The following is a 16,292-nucleotide window of genomic DNA, read 5'->3' on the forward strand; positions in this document are numbered from 1 at the left end:
AGGCAGTGGGGCGGCAGCATGATTTACGTCATATGCCACAGTGTTGCGGCAATTCGCGTATGGGTGACGGTGCGCGCAATCCTATCTCAGTGATGAAACAGGTACTTAGTGATGGGCATGGATCATGCAATCAAGTGCGTCTGGATGGGTGGGTGGTTTCGTGTTGATTAATATCAAAACATTGACAGACCAAACATGCAACATCCGACACGTTTAAAGCGTGGCAGGACCATAAGACAAAAACAACATTGTACGGGGTGAAGTAATGAAAAACTTTCGCGGCTCGCGTCTTCTGAAAGGTGTGCTATGCGGTCTGTTGGCGGCGTCTCCAGCCATCGCAGCCGATAGTCTGGGTGTCATCTACGTGGAATCGACCACCATCGACGATCGTTTTGAACAGAAACGCGACGAGCCTTCCAATACGCGGACCATATCCGGAGAGAAGGTGGATGAGTCTCATGTGGAGAATCTGCAACAAGTCTTGCAATCCATTCCGGGTATTACCTCGGAATTCACCAGCGGCGGCAACCTGAAGATCCATATCCGTGGCGTGGAGAATCAGCGCTACATGGGTGAGAAGCCCGGCGTCGCCGTGGTCATTGATGGCGTCCCGGTATTCGAGCGCACCGGCGCAGTGAATATCGACTTGGACAATATCGAATCCATCAAGGTCGTCAAGGGTGGGGCGTCTTACCTGTTCGGTGATGACGCCCTGGCCGGTGCCGTGATCATCACTACCAAACGTGGCGCCAAACTGGCTGGCTACCGCCTGGAGGCGGAGCGCGGCAGCTTCAATTTTCAGAAATACCTGGTGCGCGCCGGTTACGCCGGAGATCATATGAATGCCCATATCCAGGTATCGCGGCGTGAAAGCGACGGTTACTGGTTTGACTCGGAATATCGGGCTGACTACGTGGATGGTAAGTTGCAGTGGTACGTCGACGACAGCAGCGACCTCACCTTCGGTTTTGAAGCATCCAACCGGAAGAAGGACAGCCATGGTTCCGTGGAGGGGGTGACGCAGGCACGTCTGGATCCGCAAAGTTACGAGGGGCGTGACTATGCCCGCATGTACGATGTCGATCTGGGAAAGTATTACCTCACCTATGCCAAGGATCTGTCTGGTGGCAGCAATCTGCTGTTGAACGCCTATCAATATAATGATCATACCCGCTTCTCCTCGGCGCCACAGAATTACACGGCGGACACGCCACCACAGTTGGTGACGGACGTTGATGCCTATACCACCGGCAACGACTACAAGCAGGTGCAGCGAGGGATCAAGAGCGAGTATCGCAGTGCCGGTCAAGGCCTGGCCTGGATGGCGGCCCTGGACCTGCGTGATAATACCTATCGCAACTACACCAAGTATCTTGTGGACTTCAAGTCCAGCCCAAGTCTGTCGCCGCTCAATCCCATCCGTTATGCCGGTACTGTCGTCGGCGATGACTTCACGCGCGAACAGGTGCAGGCAGCCTACGGCGAGATCAAATTCCAGCCGGCGCAGAGGCTCACCTTCACCATCAACGGCCGTTACGACCACATTGCGCTGGATTATGAGGACTATCTCGCGGCACTCAAGCTGGACAAGAGTTTTGATGTCACCTCCTGGCGCCTGGGCGGAAACTATGCCCTGGCGGAGTCAGCCGACATCTATGGCAACGTGTCGACCGGCTTCCGCGCCCCCTCCATCAGTCAGTTGTTCGCCGGAACCATCGCGCCGACCGGCAAGACCGCCAGCAACCCGGGGCTGCATCCCGAGCAGTCGCTCAATATGGAGATAGGATTGCGTGGCAGGACGAACTGGGGCGAGGTGGACTGGGAGTTCGATGCGGCCATCTTCCAGCTGGAACGCGATGACTACATTATGTCGACGGCGGGACAGTACAGTCTGCCAGTGGGCGGTGAGCTGGAGCAGTACCAGAATATCGGCGGCATGCGCTCGCGCGGCTTCGAGCTGGCGCTGAATAGCGATCCGGCGCGCACGGTTGCGCTGAATGTCGCCTACACCTATCTGCTCTCGGAGTTTACCCGCTACGACAATTTCAATCTGTTGCTGGGCAACCGCTATGGCACCTATGTGGCAGATTGTACCGGACTCAATCCGGCGACACAGTACTGTCTGCAGGCCATGAACCTTACCGGAAATGTGATTCCGCGTACGCCGGAACATCATCTGAATATGTCTGTGGATTACCGACCGGCAAGAGGCTGGATGTTCACCGGTGAAATGGATGCCTATTCGAGCTATTATGCCGATGAACCGAATACCATCAAAATCGGCGCGCGCACGGTGTTCAATGCGCTAGTGCGTTATGACACCCGGTTCGGCACATCCAATAAGGCATCCTTCTTCCTGCGTGTTGATAATGTCTTTGAAGAGAAGTATTTCAATACGGCCCGCGGCAGCAGCGATGGCAACAAGGACGGGGTGTTCAACGCCGAGGATATATCCATCGTCGTCAATCCGGGTCGGGTCTGGACGGCCGGACTGTCCGTGCAGTTCTAACAGCATAACGGCTGTCATTCAGCCAAGCGCCATAAATTGGAACAACGATGACCATTGAAGAGATTTTGGCCAAGGGCGGCGTGGTGGTTTGGGTCCTGTTGGCCTACTCCATCATCGCGGTGGCGTTTCTCGTCGAGCGTTTCCTCAGCTTCGCCCTGCTGGGACGGCCACCGCGGGACTTTGAAGGCCGTCTGTTGCAGGCGTTGCGCCGCAACGAGGCGATGGCCTTGTTGCAGCCCTTGCGCGGCCCTGAAGCGACTATCGTCCGCGGCATGCTGGAGGCCGCTGCCGCGGGGGTGAAGGACCTGGGGCGGGTGGCCTCGCGCATCGGTTCCGAGGAGTTGCAGCGTATGGAGCGCGGCTTCCGTACCCTCGGCGTGCTCGGCAACACCGCCCCGCTGCTGGGGCTGTTCGGTACCATCATCGGCATGATCAAGGCCTTCATGGTGATCGAGCAGGCGGGGGGCCGCGTGGACGCCCAGGCACTGGCCGGTGGTATCTGGGAGGCCATGCTGACCACCGGCGTCGGCCTGGCCGTCGCGATCCCGATTCTGCTGATGCTGCATGTACTGGAAGGCATGGCGGATCGCCGTGCCCAGGCCATGCGTAGTTGCGCCTCGGTGGTGCTGGAACAGATGCCCGGCTGCGATATCGTAGAGACTTCCGAGCCGGTGCATCACCGCGAGGGTGTCGTCCATGCAGTTTGAAGGCCGGCGCCGGCTGAGTCACGTTCCCAATCTGACACCGCTCATCGACATCGTCTTTCTGCTGTTGGTGTTCTTTATGCTTACCTCGCACTTTGTGCGCGAGGAGAACATCAAGGTGGACCTGCCGGTGGCGCAGACGGGCGTGCCCGATGACAACGAATATGTGCAGGTGACTCTGGATGCGCAGGGGCGCATCCTGATACGTGATCACTTTATCGATCTGGCCGAACTCGATGTCCGGTTGCAGGATGAGTTGGCCGGCCGTTCTGAAAAGGTGGTGCGTATACGCGGTGATCGTACCGCCACGTTGGGATTGGCCGTAGGTGTGCTGGATGCCGCGCGCAAGGCGGGAGCCGAAGGCGTGGATATCGTGACTGTGGAACAATGACCTTGCGCGAAGGCATAGTCTGGTCCGGTGCCGTCTTGGTTTCGCTGGGTCTGCATCTGGCGCTGTTTTGGCCGGGGGCGTTCGTTCTGAGTGCGGAAGATGGCAAGGCGCGGCAGCAGGCCGGAGTGACGCGGCTCAGTTTCCGCGTTGCAGCCACCCCGCAGCCACCGGCGCCGGTGCCTGAAGTGAAGCCACAGCCAAAGCCGCCCGAACCCCCCAAGCCACGGCCGCCGGAACCCAAACCTGTAGAACCCAAGGTGGTGAAAAAGGCTGTCCCGGAGGAGGTGGTCCGCCCCAGCGAACCGGAGCCTGTCCTGGATTCTGCCCCTGCGCCGGTGGAGGTGGCCGGTGATCCGCGGCAGCAGGAGCAGGCGCGGGGGCATTATCTGGGACAGTTGCTGGCCCATATCGAAGAGCACAAATTCTATCCCCACGCAGCACGTCGGCGCGGGTTGCAGGGCGTGATTCAGGTATCATTCGTGCTGCACGACAACGGCCAGATCAGCGATGTTCTGGTGGCGGATGGTCAGGAGGTCTTGCGCAAGGCGGCAGAGGACGCGGTACGCGCGGCGTTGCCGTTGCCGCTGCCACCACCCGGTGTTGTCTGTCCCATGCGGGTGAGTTTCGGGATGGAGTTCAAGTTGAATTAGCCGAACGATTTTATAACGCGGAGGAACACGGTAATGGTGAAGATGGTGCGGATGATGGTGCTGACGCTGGCGGGCATGTATGCGTCTCTGGCGAGCGCGGCCGGTGCGATGGTGGACAATCCCTGGATACGGGAGGCGCCGCCGATGGCGCCGGCGCTCGGGGCATTCATGGTTTTGCACAACCATACCGCCGAGCCGCTGGTTCTGGTCGGCGCCGACAGCGCGGTGGCCGCCGAGGTGCAGTTGCACCGCACGGTAATGGAAGGCGGTATGGCGCGGATGGTGCACCAGCCCAGCATCGAGATCCCGGCCCATGGCAGCCTGGAGTTCAAGCCTGGTGACTACCACTTGATGCTGATGCAGCCCAAGCGTGCGCTCAAGGCAGGCGAGAAGGTGGAGATCACGCTGAAGTTCAAGAACGGCAGCACCCTGCCCGCAACCTTTGAAGTCCGCGCCGGCATGGGGATGCCCATGAACGATGGCAAGATGATGCATCACCACTGATAACGAGTGGTAGAAACGACAAGGGCGGCGCAGAGCCGCCCTTGTCGTTTCTGGCCGGAGCCCTCTACTCGATGGCGTATTTCTTCAACCGGTAGAGCAGGGTGTCGCGGGTCAGGCCGAGCAGGCGGGCGGCATGGCTGCGGTTGCCGCGGGTCTTGTACAGCGCTTGACGAATCATCTGCTGCTCCAACTCTTCCAGACGAATGCCGCTGTCGGGTAGGGTGAACAAGGTCGGCTCATCGATTTGCGGGATGCGGATTTCATGCGGCAGGTTCTCGAAGTCGATCTCGCCGCCGGGGAACAGCACCACCATGCGTTCGGCAAAGTTGCGCAGTTCGCGGATATTGCCGGGCCAGCGGTACTGCTCCAATGCCTTCAGGGCACGCGGGCGGTAAGTCGGCGCCTGCAGACCATGCTGGGTGGCGATGCGCGTAGTAAGGGTATCGAGCAGCAGGCGGATATCACCCGGGCGGGTGCGCAGTGCCGGCAACTCCAGCGGTACCACGTTGAGACGGTAATAGAGATCGGCGCGGAACAGCCCCTGTTTTACCCGCTGGTGCAGATCGTGGTGAGTGGCGGCAATGACGCGCACGTCGACACGCTCCACCTCGGTATCGCCCACCGGCTGCAATTCGCTGGATTCAAGGAAGCGCAGCAACTTGGCCTGCACGGCCAGCGGCAGCTCACCGATCTCATCCAGGAACAGGGTGCCGCCATGAGCGGCACGGATGCGACCCGAATGTTCCCGTACGGCACCTGTAAAGGCGCCCTTGCGGTGGCCGAACAGTTCCGATTCGGCCAGCCCTTCGGGCAGGGCGGCGCAGTTGATGGCGACAAAGGGACCGTGAGCGCGGCGACTTTCCTGGTGGATGGCGGAGGCGAACAACTCCTTGCCGGTGCCGCTTTCACCCAGCAGCAGCGCCGTGACATCAGTCGCTGCGACCACTTTGGCCGAGCGGATGAGGGCGCAGAACTCCGGTGCCTGACCAGTCAGCAGTTGTTCGAATGCATTCATGCGCGGCATGGTTGCTGCTCCTGTCCCGAAGGTTATTGTTGCGGGTGCCCGCTATCTCATAGCGGCACCCTTATCTTCACATGGGCGAAGAATAGCGCCCGGTTCGGTCTACGGTAAAGCCCTTGTGGCAAATATGGCCATGGTGTGCGTCTTTTGCCTTGATGGAGATCAAACGGGGGCTGGCCGCTTCGGGCGGCAAATGAAAATTTCCCCTTGATCAGCGCAAATGAATTTGGTTTAATCTGCGCCCTCTTCAGGGCCGTTAGCTCAGCTGGTAGAGCAGGAGACTCTTAATCTCTTGGTCGTAGGTTCGAATCCTACACGGCCCACCACCTTCCCCCTCGTAGTTTTTCCCTTTCCGACGCGACCTTACTGCATTTATGCCCACTGCTGGGGCTATGTCGTGCCGGTAGGAATCGTTATAATCCCGTGATTCGCGAAAGTGGCGGAATTGGTAGACGCACTGGATTTAGGTTCCAGCGGAGCAATCCGTGAGAGTTCGAGTCTCTCCTTTCGCACCAGCACGCCTGGTAGGTTCCGACCTTGCGAGTTAGCGCACATGCCGAGCCCGTTTGGCGGGCGGCCGAATTTCCCGATCACGATAAATTGCTATTGGAATTAAGGAGTTGCAATGCAGGTTTCAGTTGAGACTACCGCCGGCCTCGAGCGCCGCATGACTGTCCAGGTTCCCGAAGAGCGCATCGCATCGGAAGTGGACAACCGCCTGCGCCAGTTGGCCCGCACCACCAGCATCAAGGGTTTCCGCCCGGGCAAGGTGCCGTTCAAGATGGTGCAGCAGCGCTATGCCGACCAGGTACGCCAGGAAGTGCTGGGTGATGTGATCCAGTCCACCTACTTCGAGGCCGTCACCCAGGAAAAGCTGCGCCCGGCCGGCTATCCGTCCTTTGAACCCAAGAGCCTGGAGCAGGGCAAGGGCATCGAATACATCGCCACCTTCGAGGTCATGCCGGAGATCCATCTGGCCGGATTTGACGGGGTAGCCATCGAAAAGCCGGTGGCCCAGGTGAACGATGCGGACGTGGATACCATGCTGGAGACCCTGCGCACGCAGAATGCAGGCTGGCAGGCGGTCGAGCGCGGTGCCGCCAACGGCGATCGCGTCACCATCGATTTCAAGGGCACCATCGACGGCGCCGAGTTCCAGGGCAACAAGGGCGAAAACGTCCCCGTCACCCTGGGCGGCAAGCGCATGATTGCGGGCTTCGAAGAGGGGCTGGTGGGCGCCAAGGCAGGGGAGGAGCGTACCCTCGACCTGCAGTTCCCCGACAACTATGGTTATAAGGAAGTGGCCGGCAAACCGGTGCAGTTCAAGGTCAGCGTCAAGCAGGTGGAAGAGCCGCAGCTGCCGGAACTGGATGATGCCTTTGCCGCCAAGTTTGGTGTGGAAGGTGGCATTGCCGCCCTGCGTGGTGAGGTTCGCGCCAATATGGAGCGTGAACTGGAACAGCGTCTGAACAGCCTGGTAAAGCAGCAGGTGATGGATAAGTTGTTGGAAATCAACAATATTACTGTGCCGCAGGCGTTGGTGATGCAGGAGTCGCAGGCCTTGGCACAACAAATGCGTGAGAATATGCAGTTGCCGGCCGACAAGACCGGTTCCATTTCCCCGGCAATGTTTGAGGAGCAGGCGAAAAAGCGCGTGACCCTGGGGCTGCTCCTTGCGGAACTGGTGCAACGCCACAATCTCAAGGTCGATGCCGATGCCCTGCGCCGCAAGGTGGAGCAGATGGCTGCCGGTTATGACCAGCCGGAAGAGGTGGTGAAGTGGTTCTACGCCGACAAGCGCCGCCTGGGCGAAGTGGAGTCCCTGGCATTGGAAGAGCGTGTGGTCGAGTGGGTGCTGGGGCAGGTGCAGGTGACCGAGAAGCCGCAGGGCTTCAGTGAACTGATGAACCGTGCGTAATAACGCACCAGCTATAAAGGTATATGCATGATTACCGATAAGGGGCCTATGGCCGGAATGCAGGAAATCCGTAACCTGGGACTGGTGCCCATGGTGATTGAGCAGACGGGGCGCGGTGAGCGCGCCTTCGATATCTATTCACGTCTGCTCAAGGAGCGGGTGATCTTTGTGGTCGGCCCCATCGAAGACCATATGGCCAACCTCATCGTGGCCCAGTTGCTGTTCCTTGAATCGGATAATCCGGACAAGGACATCCACCTGTACATCAATTCCCCCGGTGGCTCGGTGACCGCCGGCATGGCGATCTATGACACCATGCAGTTCATCAAGCCCCATGTGACCACCATGTGCATCGGCCAGGCAGCCAGCATGGGGGCGGTACTACTGGCGGCGGGCGAACCGGGCAAGCGTTACTGCCTGCCCAACTCGCGCGTCATGATCCACCAGCCGCTGGGCGGGTTCTCCGGCCAGGCCTCCGATGTGGAGATCCATGCCCGGGAACTCCTATATATACGTGAGCGCCTGAACGGCATTCTGGCCCACCACACCGGCCAGCCGCTGGAACGTATCCAGCAGGACACCGAGCGTGACAATTTCATGAGCGCCGCGGTGTCCCAGGAGTACGGTCTGGTGGACAAGGTTCTGGACAAGCGCGTCTGACATACGCGGCCCTGCGCCCCGGAGGGGCATGGGGATGAGCAGCAACCCGGCAGGCAGTCGGCTTGAAAATCGGGCCGAAACGCTGCAAGGTGTAAACAAGTAACCGAAAGACGCGAGGACAGCCCATGAGCGAGGGTTCCAACAGCACGGGCGACAACGACAAGCTGCTTTACTGCTCCTTCTGCGGCAAGAGTCAGCATGAGGTGCGTAAGCTCATTGCCGGGCCGTCGGTCTTCATCTGCGATGAGTGTGTCGAGCTGTGCAACGACATCATTCGCGAAGAGGTACAGGAAGAGCAGACATCAGGTGGCCGCAGCAAACTGCCGGCGCCGCGTGAAATCAAGGCCATACTGGACGAGTATGTCATCGGCCAGGAGCGCGCCAAGAAGGTGCTGTCGGTGGCGGTGTACAACCACTACAAGCGCCTGGACGCTGGCCACAAGAAGGACGATGTGGAGATTGCCAAGAGCAACATCCTGCTCATCGGCCCCACCGGCAGCGGCAAGACCCTGCTGGCGGAGACACTGGCGCGCCTGCTCAATGTGCCGTTCACCATCGCTGATGCCACCACGCTGACCGAGGCCGGCTATGTGGGCGAGGATGTGGAAAACATCATCCAGAAGCTGTTGCAGAAGTGCGACTACGACGTGGAGAAGGCGCAGACCGGTATCGTCTACATCGACGAAATCGACAAAATCTCGCGCAAGTCCGACAACCCCTCCATTACCCGCGACGTTTCCGGCGAGGGTGTGCAGCAGGCACTGCTCAAGCTCATCGAGGGCACGGTGGCCTCGGTGCCGCCGCAGGGCGGCCGCAAGCATCCGCAGCAGGAATTCCTGCAGGTGGATACGCGCAATATTCTGTTCGTCTGCGGTGGTGCCTTTGCCGGTCTGGAAAAGGTGATCCGCAGCCGCTCCGAGAAGGGCGGCATTGGCTTCTCCGCTGAGGTGAAGAGCAAGGACGACAAGCGCAACGTTGGTGAGGTGCTGTATGACGTCGAGCCGGAGGATTTGATCAAGTATGGTCTGATCCCGGAGTTTGTCGGTCGTCTACCGGTGGTGGCCACCCTGGAGGAACTGGACGAGGCCGCCCTGGTGCAGATCCTTACCGAACCGCGTAACGCTCTTACCAAGCAGTATGCCCGCCTGTTCGATATGGAGGGGGTGGAACTAGAGTTTACCAGTGAGGCTCTTTCCGCGGTGGCGCGCAAGGCCATGGAGCGCAAGACCGGTGCACGCGGTTTGCGCTCCATACTCGAAGCCATTCTGCTTGATGTCATGTACGACCTGCCCTCGCTGGAGAATGTCAGCAAGGCGGTGATCGATGAAGGCGTGATCAAGGGTGAGGCTGAACCCTTGTTGTTATACGAAGGCGGAGAGCAACGCTCGGCGGCGGCCAGCGAGTGAGCCAACACACGGCCGCCCACGGGCGGCCGTGACGTTTCTGGCTCCGCTTGAAAACCCTGTGCGTCATCCGCATATCTTTTCTCGATGCATGGGGTTTGCATGCCCACACACGGCCAGGGCCTGTGGTTGACAGTTACGGGACACAGGCCGGGCGACGAGGTAACCGAGAATGACAGATCAGGACAAGACTTCCGAACTGACCGACCAGCTGCAGGTGATGCCGGTACTACCCCTGCGCGATGTGGTGGTCTACCCCCATATGGTCATTCCCCTGTTCGTGGGCCGCGAGAAATCCATTCTTGCCCTGGAAGAGGCGATGGCGGGCAACAAACACATCCTGCTGGTGGCGCAGAAGAGCGCGGCCCAGGATGATCCGGAACAGGACGATGTGTACCGCATCGGCACCCTGGCCAACATCCTGCAACTGCTCAAGCTTCCCGACGGCACCGTCAAGGTCCTGGTCGAGGGCACCAAGCGGGCGAAGATCATTCACTTCCTGCCCAACGACAAGTTCTTCTCCGCCCAGATCAGCCTGCTGGAAACGCCGCGGCTGGATGAGCGCGAGGCCGAGGTGTTGTCACGTTCGGTGCTCAACCAGTTCGACCAGTACGTCAAGCTGAACAAGAAGGTGCCGCCGGAGGTACTGACCTCGCTGGCCGGTATCGAGGACAGCAATCGTCTGGCCGATACCATCGCGGCGCACATGGCGCTCAAGATTGACGAGAAGCAGAGGATCCTCGAAATCGTCGAACTGCGCGAGCGCTTCGAACATATCATCGCCGCCCTGGAGTCAGAGCTCGATCTGTTGCAGGTGGAAAAGCGCATCCGTACCCGCGTCAAGCGGCAGATGGAGAAGAGTCAGCGCGAGTACTACCTGAACGAGCAGATGAAGGCGATCCAGAAGGAGTTGGGTGACCTGGAAGAGGCGCCCAACGAGATGGAGGAATTGGAGCGCAAGATTCAGAAGGCTGGTATGAGCAAGGAGGCCAAGACCAAGGCTACCACCGAACTCAACAAGCTGAAGATGATGTCGCCCATGTCGGCCGAGGCCACCGTGGTGCGCAACTACATCGATTGGCTGGTCAATGTGCCGTGGAAGAAGCGCAGCAAGGTGCGTAACGACCTGGCCCTGGCGGAACAGGTGCTGGAAGAGGATCACTACGGCCTGGAGAAGGTCAAGGAGCGCATCCTCGAGTATCTCGCCGTGCAGCAGCGCGTGAACAAGTTGAAGGGACCGGTGTTGTGCCTGGTCGGCCCCCCGGGCGTGGGCAAGACCTCGTTGGGCAAGTCCATTGCGCGCGCCACCAATCGCAAGTTCGTCCGCATGTCCTTGGGCGGTGTGCGTGACGAGGCTGAAATCCGCGGCCATCGCCGTACCTATATCGGCTCGATGCCGGGCAAGATCGTGCAGAATTTGTCTAAAATTGGCACGCGCAATCCGTTGTTCCTGCTCGACGAAATCGACAAGATGGCAATGGATTTCCGTGGCGATCCCGCCTCTGCGTTGCTGGAGGTGCTGGACCCGGAGCAGAACAACACCTTCAACGACCATTACCTGGAAGTGGATTACGACCTATCCGATGTGATGTTCGTGGCCACCGCCAACTCCATGAACATACCGGCGCCGCTGCTGGACCGTATGGAGGTCATCCGTATCCCCGGCTACACCGAGCACGAGAAGCTCAATATCGCCCAGCGTTATCTGCTGCCCAAGCAGGTCAAGGCCAATGGCCTCAAGGAAAGTGAATTGGAGATCGGCGACGAAGGCTTGCGGGCGATTGTGCGCTATTACACCCGTGAGGCCGGCGTGCGTAATCTGGAGCGGGAGATCTCCAAGATTTGCCGCAAGGTGGTCAAAGACCTGCTGCTGCATCCGGAGCAGGGCAAGGCTGTCGTCACTGAACAGAACATTGAAAAGTATCTGGGTGTACGCCGCTTCCGTTTCGGCCGCGCCGAAGAGAAGGATCAGGTCGGTCAGGTGACCGGTCTGGCCTGGACCGAGGTGGGGGGGGAACTGCTCAGCATCGAGACCGCGGTGGTGCCTGGCAAGGGCAAGCATACCATCACCGGCCAGTTGGGTGATGTGATGAAGGAGTCGATACAAGCGGCGATGAGCGTGGTGCGCAGTCGTTCGCGCAAGCTCGGCATCGATCCGGAGTTCTACGAAAAGAAGGACATCCATATCCACGTCCCCGAGGGCGCCATTCCCAAGGACGGTCCCAGCGCGGGCGTCGGCATGTGTACGGCGCTGGTATCGGCACTGACGGGTATTGCCGTGCGTGCCGATGTGGCGATGACCGGTGAGATCACCTTGCGCGGCGAAGTGCTGCCCATCGGTGGTCTGAAGGAAAAATTGCTGGCGGCGCAACGTGGTGGTATCAAGACGGTGGTGATTCCGGATGACAACCGGCGCGATCTGGCCGATATCCCCGACGCAATCAAGGAAAACCTGGAGATTCATCCAGTCAAATGGATCGATGAAGTGCTGCAGCTTGCCTTGGTGCACATGCCGGAGCCACTGCCGGAGACCGTCGAGGTGGTCGAGCCCGCCAAACCGGCGGAAGCGGAAAATCAGGGCACTATTAGGCCGCACTGATACATGGTTCACATCCCGCTGCTAACACGGCGGGGTGTTTTTCCTGCAAAATCAATTCACAATCGAGCCAAGAAAAATCCTTGCTTGACAGTGTCTCGAGGCAGTTGGTATAAAACGCCCCTCGAATCGCCGGCCGCCCAGTAATGAGGCGGTGTTTTTTTTGAACAGCGGAATATAGGAGATTACCTGGTGAATAAGTCCGAGTTGATCGATGCGGTTGCTGCAGGCGCCGATATTTCCAAGGCTGCCGCCGGCCGTGCATTGGACGCCATGATCGAGGCTGTGACCAGTGCGCTGAAGAATGGCGAGCAGGTGAACCTGGTGGGCTTTGGTACCTTCGTGGTCCGTGAGCGTGCTGCACGCAGCGGCCGCAATCCGCGTACCGGTGAAACCATCGATATCAAGGCTGCAAAAAATCCCAGCTTTAAGGCTGGCAAAGCCTTGAAGGATGCAGTAAACTAGCGCGCCTTTAGGACAGGGTGCTTAGCTCAGTTGGTAGAGCGTCGCCCTTACAAGGCGAGGGTCGGGGGTTCAAGTCCCTCAGCACCCACCATGCAATGCAGTTGTTTTTTGGAGTGGTAGTTCAGTCGGTTAGAATACCGGCCTGTCACGCCGGGGGTCGCGGGTTCGAGTCCCGTCCACTCCGCCACTAGCAAAAGGGCGCACCGCAATGTGCGCCCTTTTCTTTTTTCGGTAGAAGAAAAACATCAGCGTAGGGGCTAGAACGCCATGCTGCAATTCATCCGTGAACGCGCCCAGAGTTGGATCGCCTGGGTCATCGTAATCCTGATCATCATTCCCTTCGCGCTTTGGGGTATCAACCAATACTTCGACGGCGGCAAGGAGATTCCCGCAGCCAAGGTCAACGACACCGAAATTTCGTCGCAGCGGTTGCAGCAGGTGTTGTTCCAGCAGCAGCAGCGCCTGCGGCAGATGCTGGGTGCCAATTATCGCCCCGAGATGTTTCCCGAGGAGCAGATGCGCCAGCAGGTGCTGGATGGGCTGATCGAGCAGGAACTGCTGGTGCAGACCGCCACCGACAGCGGCATGCGTATCGGCAATGCGTTGCTGGCGGCTACCATCTACAGCGTGCCGGGGTTCCAGATCGGAGGTCAGTTTTCGCAGCAGGCCTACGAGAGCGCGCTGCGCAATAGTGGCATCGGCGATTCCATGCAGTTCGAGGCCGATCTGCGCCGTGACATGCTGACGCAGCAGTTGTATGCGGGCATCGCGCGCAGCGATTTTGCTACGCCGGCGGAGCAGCGCGCCATGCAGCAACTGTTCGGCCAGCAGCGCGATATCGGCTTCCTGCAGTTGCCGTTGGCCGATTTCATCGCCAAGGCCCAGGTCAGCGCGGAGGAAGTGCAGGCCTTTTACGAGGCACAGGGGGCGCTGTTCATACAGCCGGAGCAGGTGAGTGTTGCCTATCTGGAGTTGTCGGCCGAACAGATCGCCCAAGGTATCAAGGTGGGCGAGGATGAATTGCGTGCACGCTATCAGGCGCAACTGGCCAGTTTCTCCACGCCGGAGGAACGCCACGCCCGCCATATTCTGATTTTGGTCGAGCCGGGCGCTGATGCAGCGGCAGACGCGGCGGCGCGTGCCGAGGCAGAGAAGTTGCTGGCGCAGGTGCGCGGCGGTGCTGCCTTTGCCGACGTGGCGCGCAAGTCGTCCCAGGATCCGGTGTCAGCCGCCGAGGGCGGTGATCTCGGCTTCTTCGGTCGTGGCGTGATGGACAAGGTGTTCGAGGAGGCCGCCTTTGCCTTGAAACCGGGCCAGGTGAGCGAACCGGTGCGCAGTGCCTTCGGTTACCACATCATCCGCTTGGAGGCCGTGCGCGGCGGTAACACCAAACCGTTTGCCGAAGTGCGTGAGCAACTGTTGGCCGAGATACGCAATGAGCGTGCCGAGCAGCAGTTCTATGATCAGGCCGAGCAGTTGGCCAATCTTACCTATGAGCACCCGGACACCCTGGAAGAGGCGGCGCGTCAGCTCGAGTTGTCTGTCAAGCAGAGCGAGCCCTTCAGCCGCCGCGGTGGCACCGGTATTCTGGCCAATCCGCGCCTGTTGACGGCAGCCTTCAGTGAGGATGTGTTGGTGCGGGGCAATAATAGCGAGGCCATTGAGGTGGGGCGCAATCATCTGGTGGTGTTGCGCGTCGTGCAGCATCAGCCTGAGCAGCGCCGCCCCCTGGAGCAGGTGCGTGATGACATCGTGAACCGCCTGCGCCGTGACAAGGCCGCTGCCGCCGCGCGTGAGGCCGCTGCGGCATTGCAGCAGCAATTGCAGCAGGGCGGAGACCCCGCCCTGATTGCCAAGGGGGCACGGGCCAAGTGGCAGCGCAAGGAAGGTGTGGCGCGGGAAGACGGCAGTGTGGATGCCGCTATTCTGCGCAGTGCCTTTGCCATGCCGCGTCCGCAGGGGACTCGGCCGCGTTGGGAGACCACCGTGACCGCAGGCGGTGACATCGCTGTGTTGGGCCTGTACGCGGTGCGGGATGGCGAAGTGGTCGAGGGCGAGACTGGTGCGGCGGGTGACCTGGAGCGTGCGGCGGGCGAAGCTGCCTTTGCCGCCGTGTTGGGCAGTATCCGTGCCGCCGCCAAGGTCAGTCGTCCAGCCCGGCAGCCCTAGCGCGGAGGCCAGACGATGAGGCTGCTGCGGCTCAAACTGCACTGGCAGATCCTCATCGCGCTGGCGCTCGCCGTTCCGGCCGGCCTGCTGGCCGGCCGCGACGGCGGTGTATTCGGTATCACCTTCTACGCGGTGTTCGACTTTGTCGGCACCCTGTTCCTCAATGCGCTGAAGATGCTGATCGTGCCGCTGATCATGGCCTCGATCATCAGCGGCATTGCCGGTATCGGTTCCTCTTCCGCCCTCGGCCGCCTCGGCGGCCGCACCCTGCTGTATTACATGACGACCAGCCTGTTGGCGATCCTGGTCGGTCTGTTGCTGGTCAATATGGTGGCGCCCGGCATCATCGACGGCGAGCCGGCCCAGCAGCGGCTGGGTCTGGTGACGGAAAATCACGCCGTCTTGGACAAGGTGGCGGGGCGCGACGCCGGTGATGTGGTGGATGTGTTCCTGCGCATGGTGCCGGTGAACATCGTCGCAGCGGCGGCCGAAGGGCAGATGCTGGGGCTGATCTTTTTCAGCCTGCTGTACGGCTATTTCATGACGCGCATCGGTGCCGCCTATGCGGAGGTGCAGTACAACTTCTGGCACGGCCTGTTCAAGGTGATGATGTTGATCACCGAGTGGGTGATTCGTTTCGCGCCGCTTGGCGTGTTCGCCCTGGTGGCGCGGGTGGTGGCCGACACGGGGTTCTCCGCTTTCGCGCCGCTGGCCTGGTTCTTCATCACCGTCCTCGCGGCACTTGCCGTACACTTTCTCATCATCCTGCCGCTGCTGCTGCGTTTCATCGGACGGGTCAATCCGTTGCGCCACTATCAGGCCATGGCGCCGGCGCTGCTCACGGCGTTTTCCACCGCTTCCTCGTCGGCCACCCTGCCGCTCACCCTGGAGTGCGTGGAGAAGAACGCCGGGGTGTCCAATCGCACCAGCAGCTTCGTGTTGCCACTGGGAGCGACGGTGAACATGGACGGCACGGCGCTGTACGAGTGTGTGGCGGCGATGTTCATCGCCCAGGCCTACGGCCTGGAGTTGAGCTTCGGCGTGCAGTTCACCATCGTGCTGGTGGCCCTGCTCACCTCCATCGGCGTGGCCGGTATTCCGGCGGCGAGTCTGGTGGCCATCGCCATCATTCTCGGCAGCATCGGCCTGCCACTGGAGGGCATCGCGCTAATTCTTGCAGTGGACCGCGTGCTCGACATGTGCCGCACGGCGGTGAATGTCTACAGCGATTCCTGTGGCGCGGTGATCATCGCGCGCCTGGAAGGGGAGGAAGGGATCCTGCCGGAGAAGGCGCCGGGTTGA

The 16,292-nt window shown here is 60.2% G+C and carries 13 protein-coding genes and 4 tRNA genes; 16 read left to right on the forward strand and 1 reads right to left on the reverse strand.

The features are described from left to right. Positions 1-265: 265 nt before the first annotated feature. Genes ACMV8A_RS10860 through ACMV8A_RS10880 form a run of 5 tightly spaced genes read left to right on the forward strand, consistent with a single transcriptional unit; the run spans position 266 to position 4,758 of the window. Positions 266-2,509, forward strand: coding sequence for a TonB-dependent receptor (locus tag ACMV8A_RS10860; RefSeq protein ID WP_495325805.1), 2,244 nt, complete (start codon positions 266-268; stop codon positions 2,507-2,509). 47 nt (positions 2,510-2,556) lie between these two features. Then, positions 2,557-3,216: a MotA/TolQ/ExbB proton channel family protein gene (locus ACMV8A_RS10865; RefSeq protein WP_495325806.1), complete on the forward strand. Its 660-nt coding sequence runs from the start codon at positions 2,557-2,559 to the stop codon at positions 3,214-3,216. Continuing rightward, the gene (locus tag ACMV8A_RS10870) at positions 3,206-3,604 is read left to right on the forward strand and encodes an ExbD/TolR family protein (protein ID WP_495325807.1); all 399 of its coding nucleotides are present in this window, start codon (positions 3,206-3,208) and stop codon (positions 3,602-3,604) included. The genes ACMV8A_RS10865 and ACMV8A_RS10870 overlap by 11 nt, the downstream gene beginning before the upstream one ends. A 2-nt stretch (positions 3,605-3,606) precedes the next feature. After that, the gene (locus tag ACMV8A_RS10875; RefSeq protein ID WP_495325808.1) at positions 3,607-4,254 is read left to right on the forward strand and encodes an energy transducer TonB; all 648 of its coding nucleotides are present in this window, start codon (positions 3,607-3,609) and stop codon (positions 4,252-4,254) included. A gap of 33 nt (positions 4,255-4,287) precedes the next feature. Next, entirely contained in the window at positions 4,288-4,758 is a 471-nt protein-coding gene (locus ACMV8A_RS10880) for a copper chaperone PCu(A)C (protein ID WP_495325810.1), read from the forward strand. 64 nt (positions 4,759-4,822) lie between these two features. On the opposite strand, the gene ACMV8A_RS10885 is transcribed toward ACMV8A_RS10880, so the two are convergent. Continuing rightward, positions 4,823-5,773 carry a sigma-54 interaction domain-containing protein gene (locus tag ACMV8A_RS10885; protein ID WP_495325863.1) on the reverse strand — a complete coding sequence of 317 codons (951 nt, stop codon included), beginning with the start codon at positions 5,771-5,773 and terminating at the stop codon, positions 4,823-4,825. 256 nt (positions 5,774-6,029) lie between these two features. Between ACMV8A_RS10885 and ACMV8A_RS10890 the strand changes: the two genes are divergently transcribed. The 11 genes from ACMV8A_RS10890 (at position 6,030) to ACMV8A_RS10940 (ending at position 16,292) form a co-directional block, all read left to right on the forward strand. Further along, a tRNA-Lys gene (locus tag ACMV8A_RS10890) sits at positions 6,030-6,105 on the forward strand. Between the two features lie 104 nt (positions 6,106-6,209). Continuing rightward, positions 6,210-6,294 (forward strand) — tRNA-Leu (locus tag ACMV8A_RS10895). A 110-nt stretch (positions 6,295-6,404) separates the two neighbouring features. Continuing rightward, the gene (gene tig, locus ACMV8A_RS10900; protein WP_495325812.1) at positions 6,405-7,697 is read left to right on the forward strand and encodes a trigger factor; all 1,293 of its coding nucleotides are present in this window, start codon (positions 6,405-6,407) and stop codon (positions 7,695-7,697) included. 27 nt (positions 7,698-7,724) lie between these two features. Further along, positions 7,725-8,357, forward strand: a complete 633-nt coding sequence (gene clpP, locus ACMV8A_RS10905; protein WP_495325813.1) for an ATP-dependent Clp endopeptidase proteolytic subunit ClpP — start codon at positions 7,725-7,727, stop codon at positions 8,355-8,357. A gap of 125 nt (positions 8,358-8,482) precedes the next feature. After that, positions 8,483-9,763, forward strand: a complete 1,281-nt coding sequence (gene clpX / locus ACMV8A_RS10910; protein ID WP_495325814.1) for an ATP-dependent Clp protease ATP-binding subunit ClpX — start codon at positions 8,483-8,485, stop codon at positions 9,761-9,763. 169 nt (positions 9,764-9,932) lie between these two features. Beyond that, positions 9,933-12,359: an endopeptidase La gene (gene lon / locus ACMV8A_RS10915; protein WP_495325815.1), complete on the forward strand. Its 2,427-nt coding sequence runs from the start codon at positions 9,933-9,935 to the stop codon at positions 12,357-12,359. Positions 12,360-12,548: 189 nt separating this feature from the next. After that, the gene (locus ACMV8A_RS10920) at positions 12,549-12,821 is read left to right on the forward strand and encodes an HU family DNA-binding protein (RefSeq protein ID WP_495325817.1); all 273 of its coding nucleotides are present in this window, start codon (positions 12,549-12,551) and stop codon (positions 12,819-12,821) included. A 15-nt stretch (positions 12,822-12,836) separates the two neighbouring features. Next, positions 12,837-12,912, forward strand: a tRNA-Val gene (locus ACMV8A_RS10925). A 19-nt stretch (positions 12,913-12,931) separates the two neighbouring features. Further along, positions 12,932-13,008 (forward strand) — tRNA-Asp (locus ACMV8A_RS10930). A gap of 80 nt (positions 13,009-13,088) precedes the next feature. Continuing rightward, a complete protein-coding gene (locus tag ACMV8A_RS10935; protein WP_495325818.1) occupies positions 13,089-14,990 on the forward strand; it encodes a SurA N-terminal domain-containing protein in 1,902 nt (633 codons plus the stop codon). 15 nt (positions 14,991-15,005) lie between these two features. Continuing rightward, on the forward strand, positions 15,006-16,292 hold the full coding sequence (locus ACMV8A_RS10940; RefSeq protein ID WP_495325819.1) for a dicarboxylate/amino acid:cation symporter: 1,287 nt from the start codon (positions 15,006-15,008) through the stop codon (positions 16,290-16,292).

The sequence above is a fragment of the Sulfurivermis sp. genome (assembly GCF_059410345.1).

Coding starts and splice junctions, on each gene's coding strand:
- ACMV8A_RS10865 (WP_495325806.1), top strand. CDS start 2,557: ATGACCATTGAAGAGATTTTGGCCAAGGGCGGCGTGGTGGTTTGGGTC.
- ACMV8A_RS10860 (WP_495325805.1), top strand. CDS start 266: ATGAAAAACTTTCGCGGCTCGCGTCTTCTGAAAGGTGTGCTATGCGGT.
- ACMV8A_RS10870 (WP_495325807.1), top strand. CDS start 3,206: ATGCAGTTTGAAGGCCGGCGCCGGCTGAGTCACGTTCCCAATCTGACA.
- ACMV8A_RS10940 (WP_495325819.1), top strand. CDS start 15,006: ATGAGGCTGCTGCGGCTCAAACTGCACTGGCAGATCCTCATCGCGCTG.
- ACMV8A_RS10885 (WP_495325863.1), bottom strand. CDS start 5,773: ATGAATGCATTCGAACAACTGCTGACTGGTCAGGCACCGGAGTTCTGC.
- lon (WP_495325815.1), top strand. CDS start 9,933: ATGACAGATCAGGACAAGACTTCCGAACTGACCGACCAGCTGCAGGTG.
- clpX (WP_495325814.1), top strand. CDS start 8,483: ATGAGCGAGGGTTCCAACAGCACGGGCGACAACGACAAGCTGCTTTAC.
- tig (WP_495325812.1), top strand. CDS start 6,405: ATGCAGGTTTCAGTTGAGACTACCGCCGGCCTCGAGCGCCGCATGACT.
- ACMV8A_RS10935 (WP_495325818.1), top strand. CDS start 13,089: ATGCTGCAATTCATCCGTGAACGCGCCCAGAGTTGGATCGCCTGGGTC.
- ACMV8A_RS10880 (WP_495325810.1), top strand. CDS start 4,288: ATGGTGAAGATGGTGCGGATGATGGTGCTGACGCTGGCGGGCATGTAT.
- clpP (WP_495325813.1), top strand. CDS start 7,725: ATGATTACCGATAAGGGGCCTATGGCCGGAATGCAGGAAATCCGTAAC.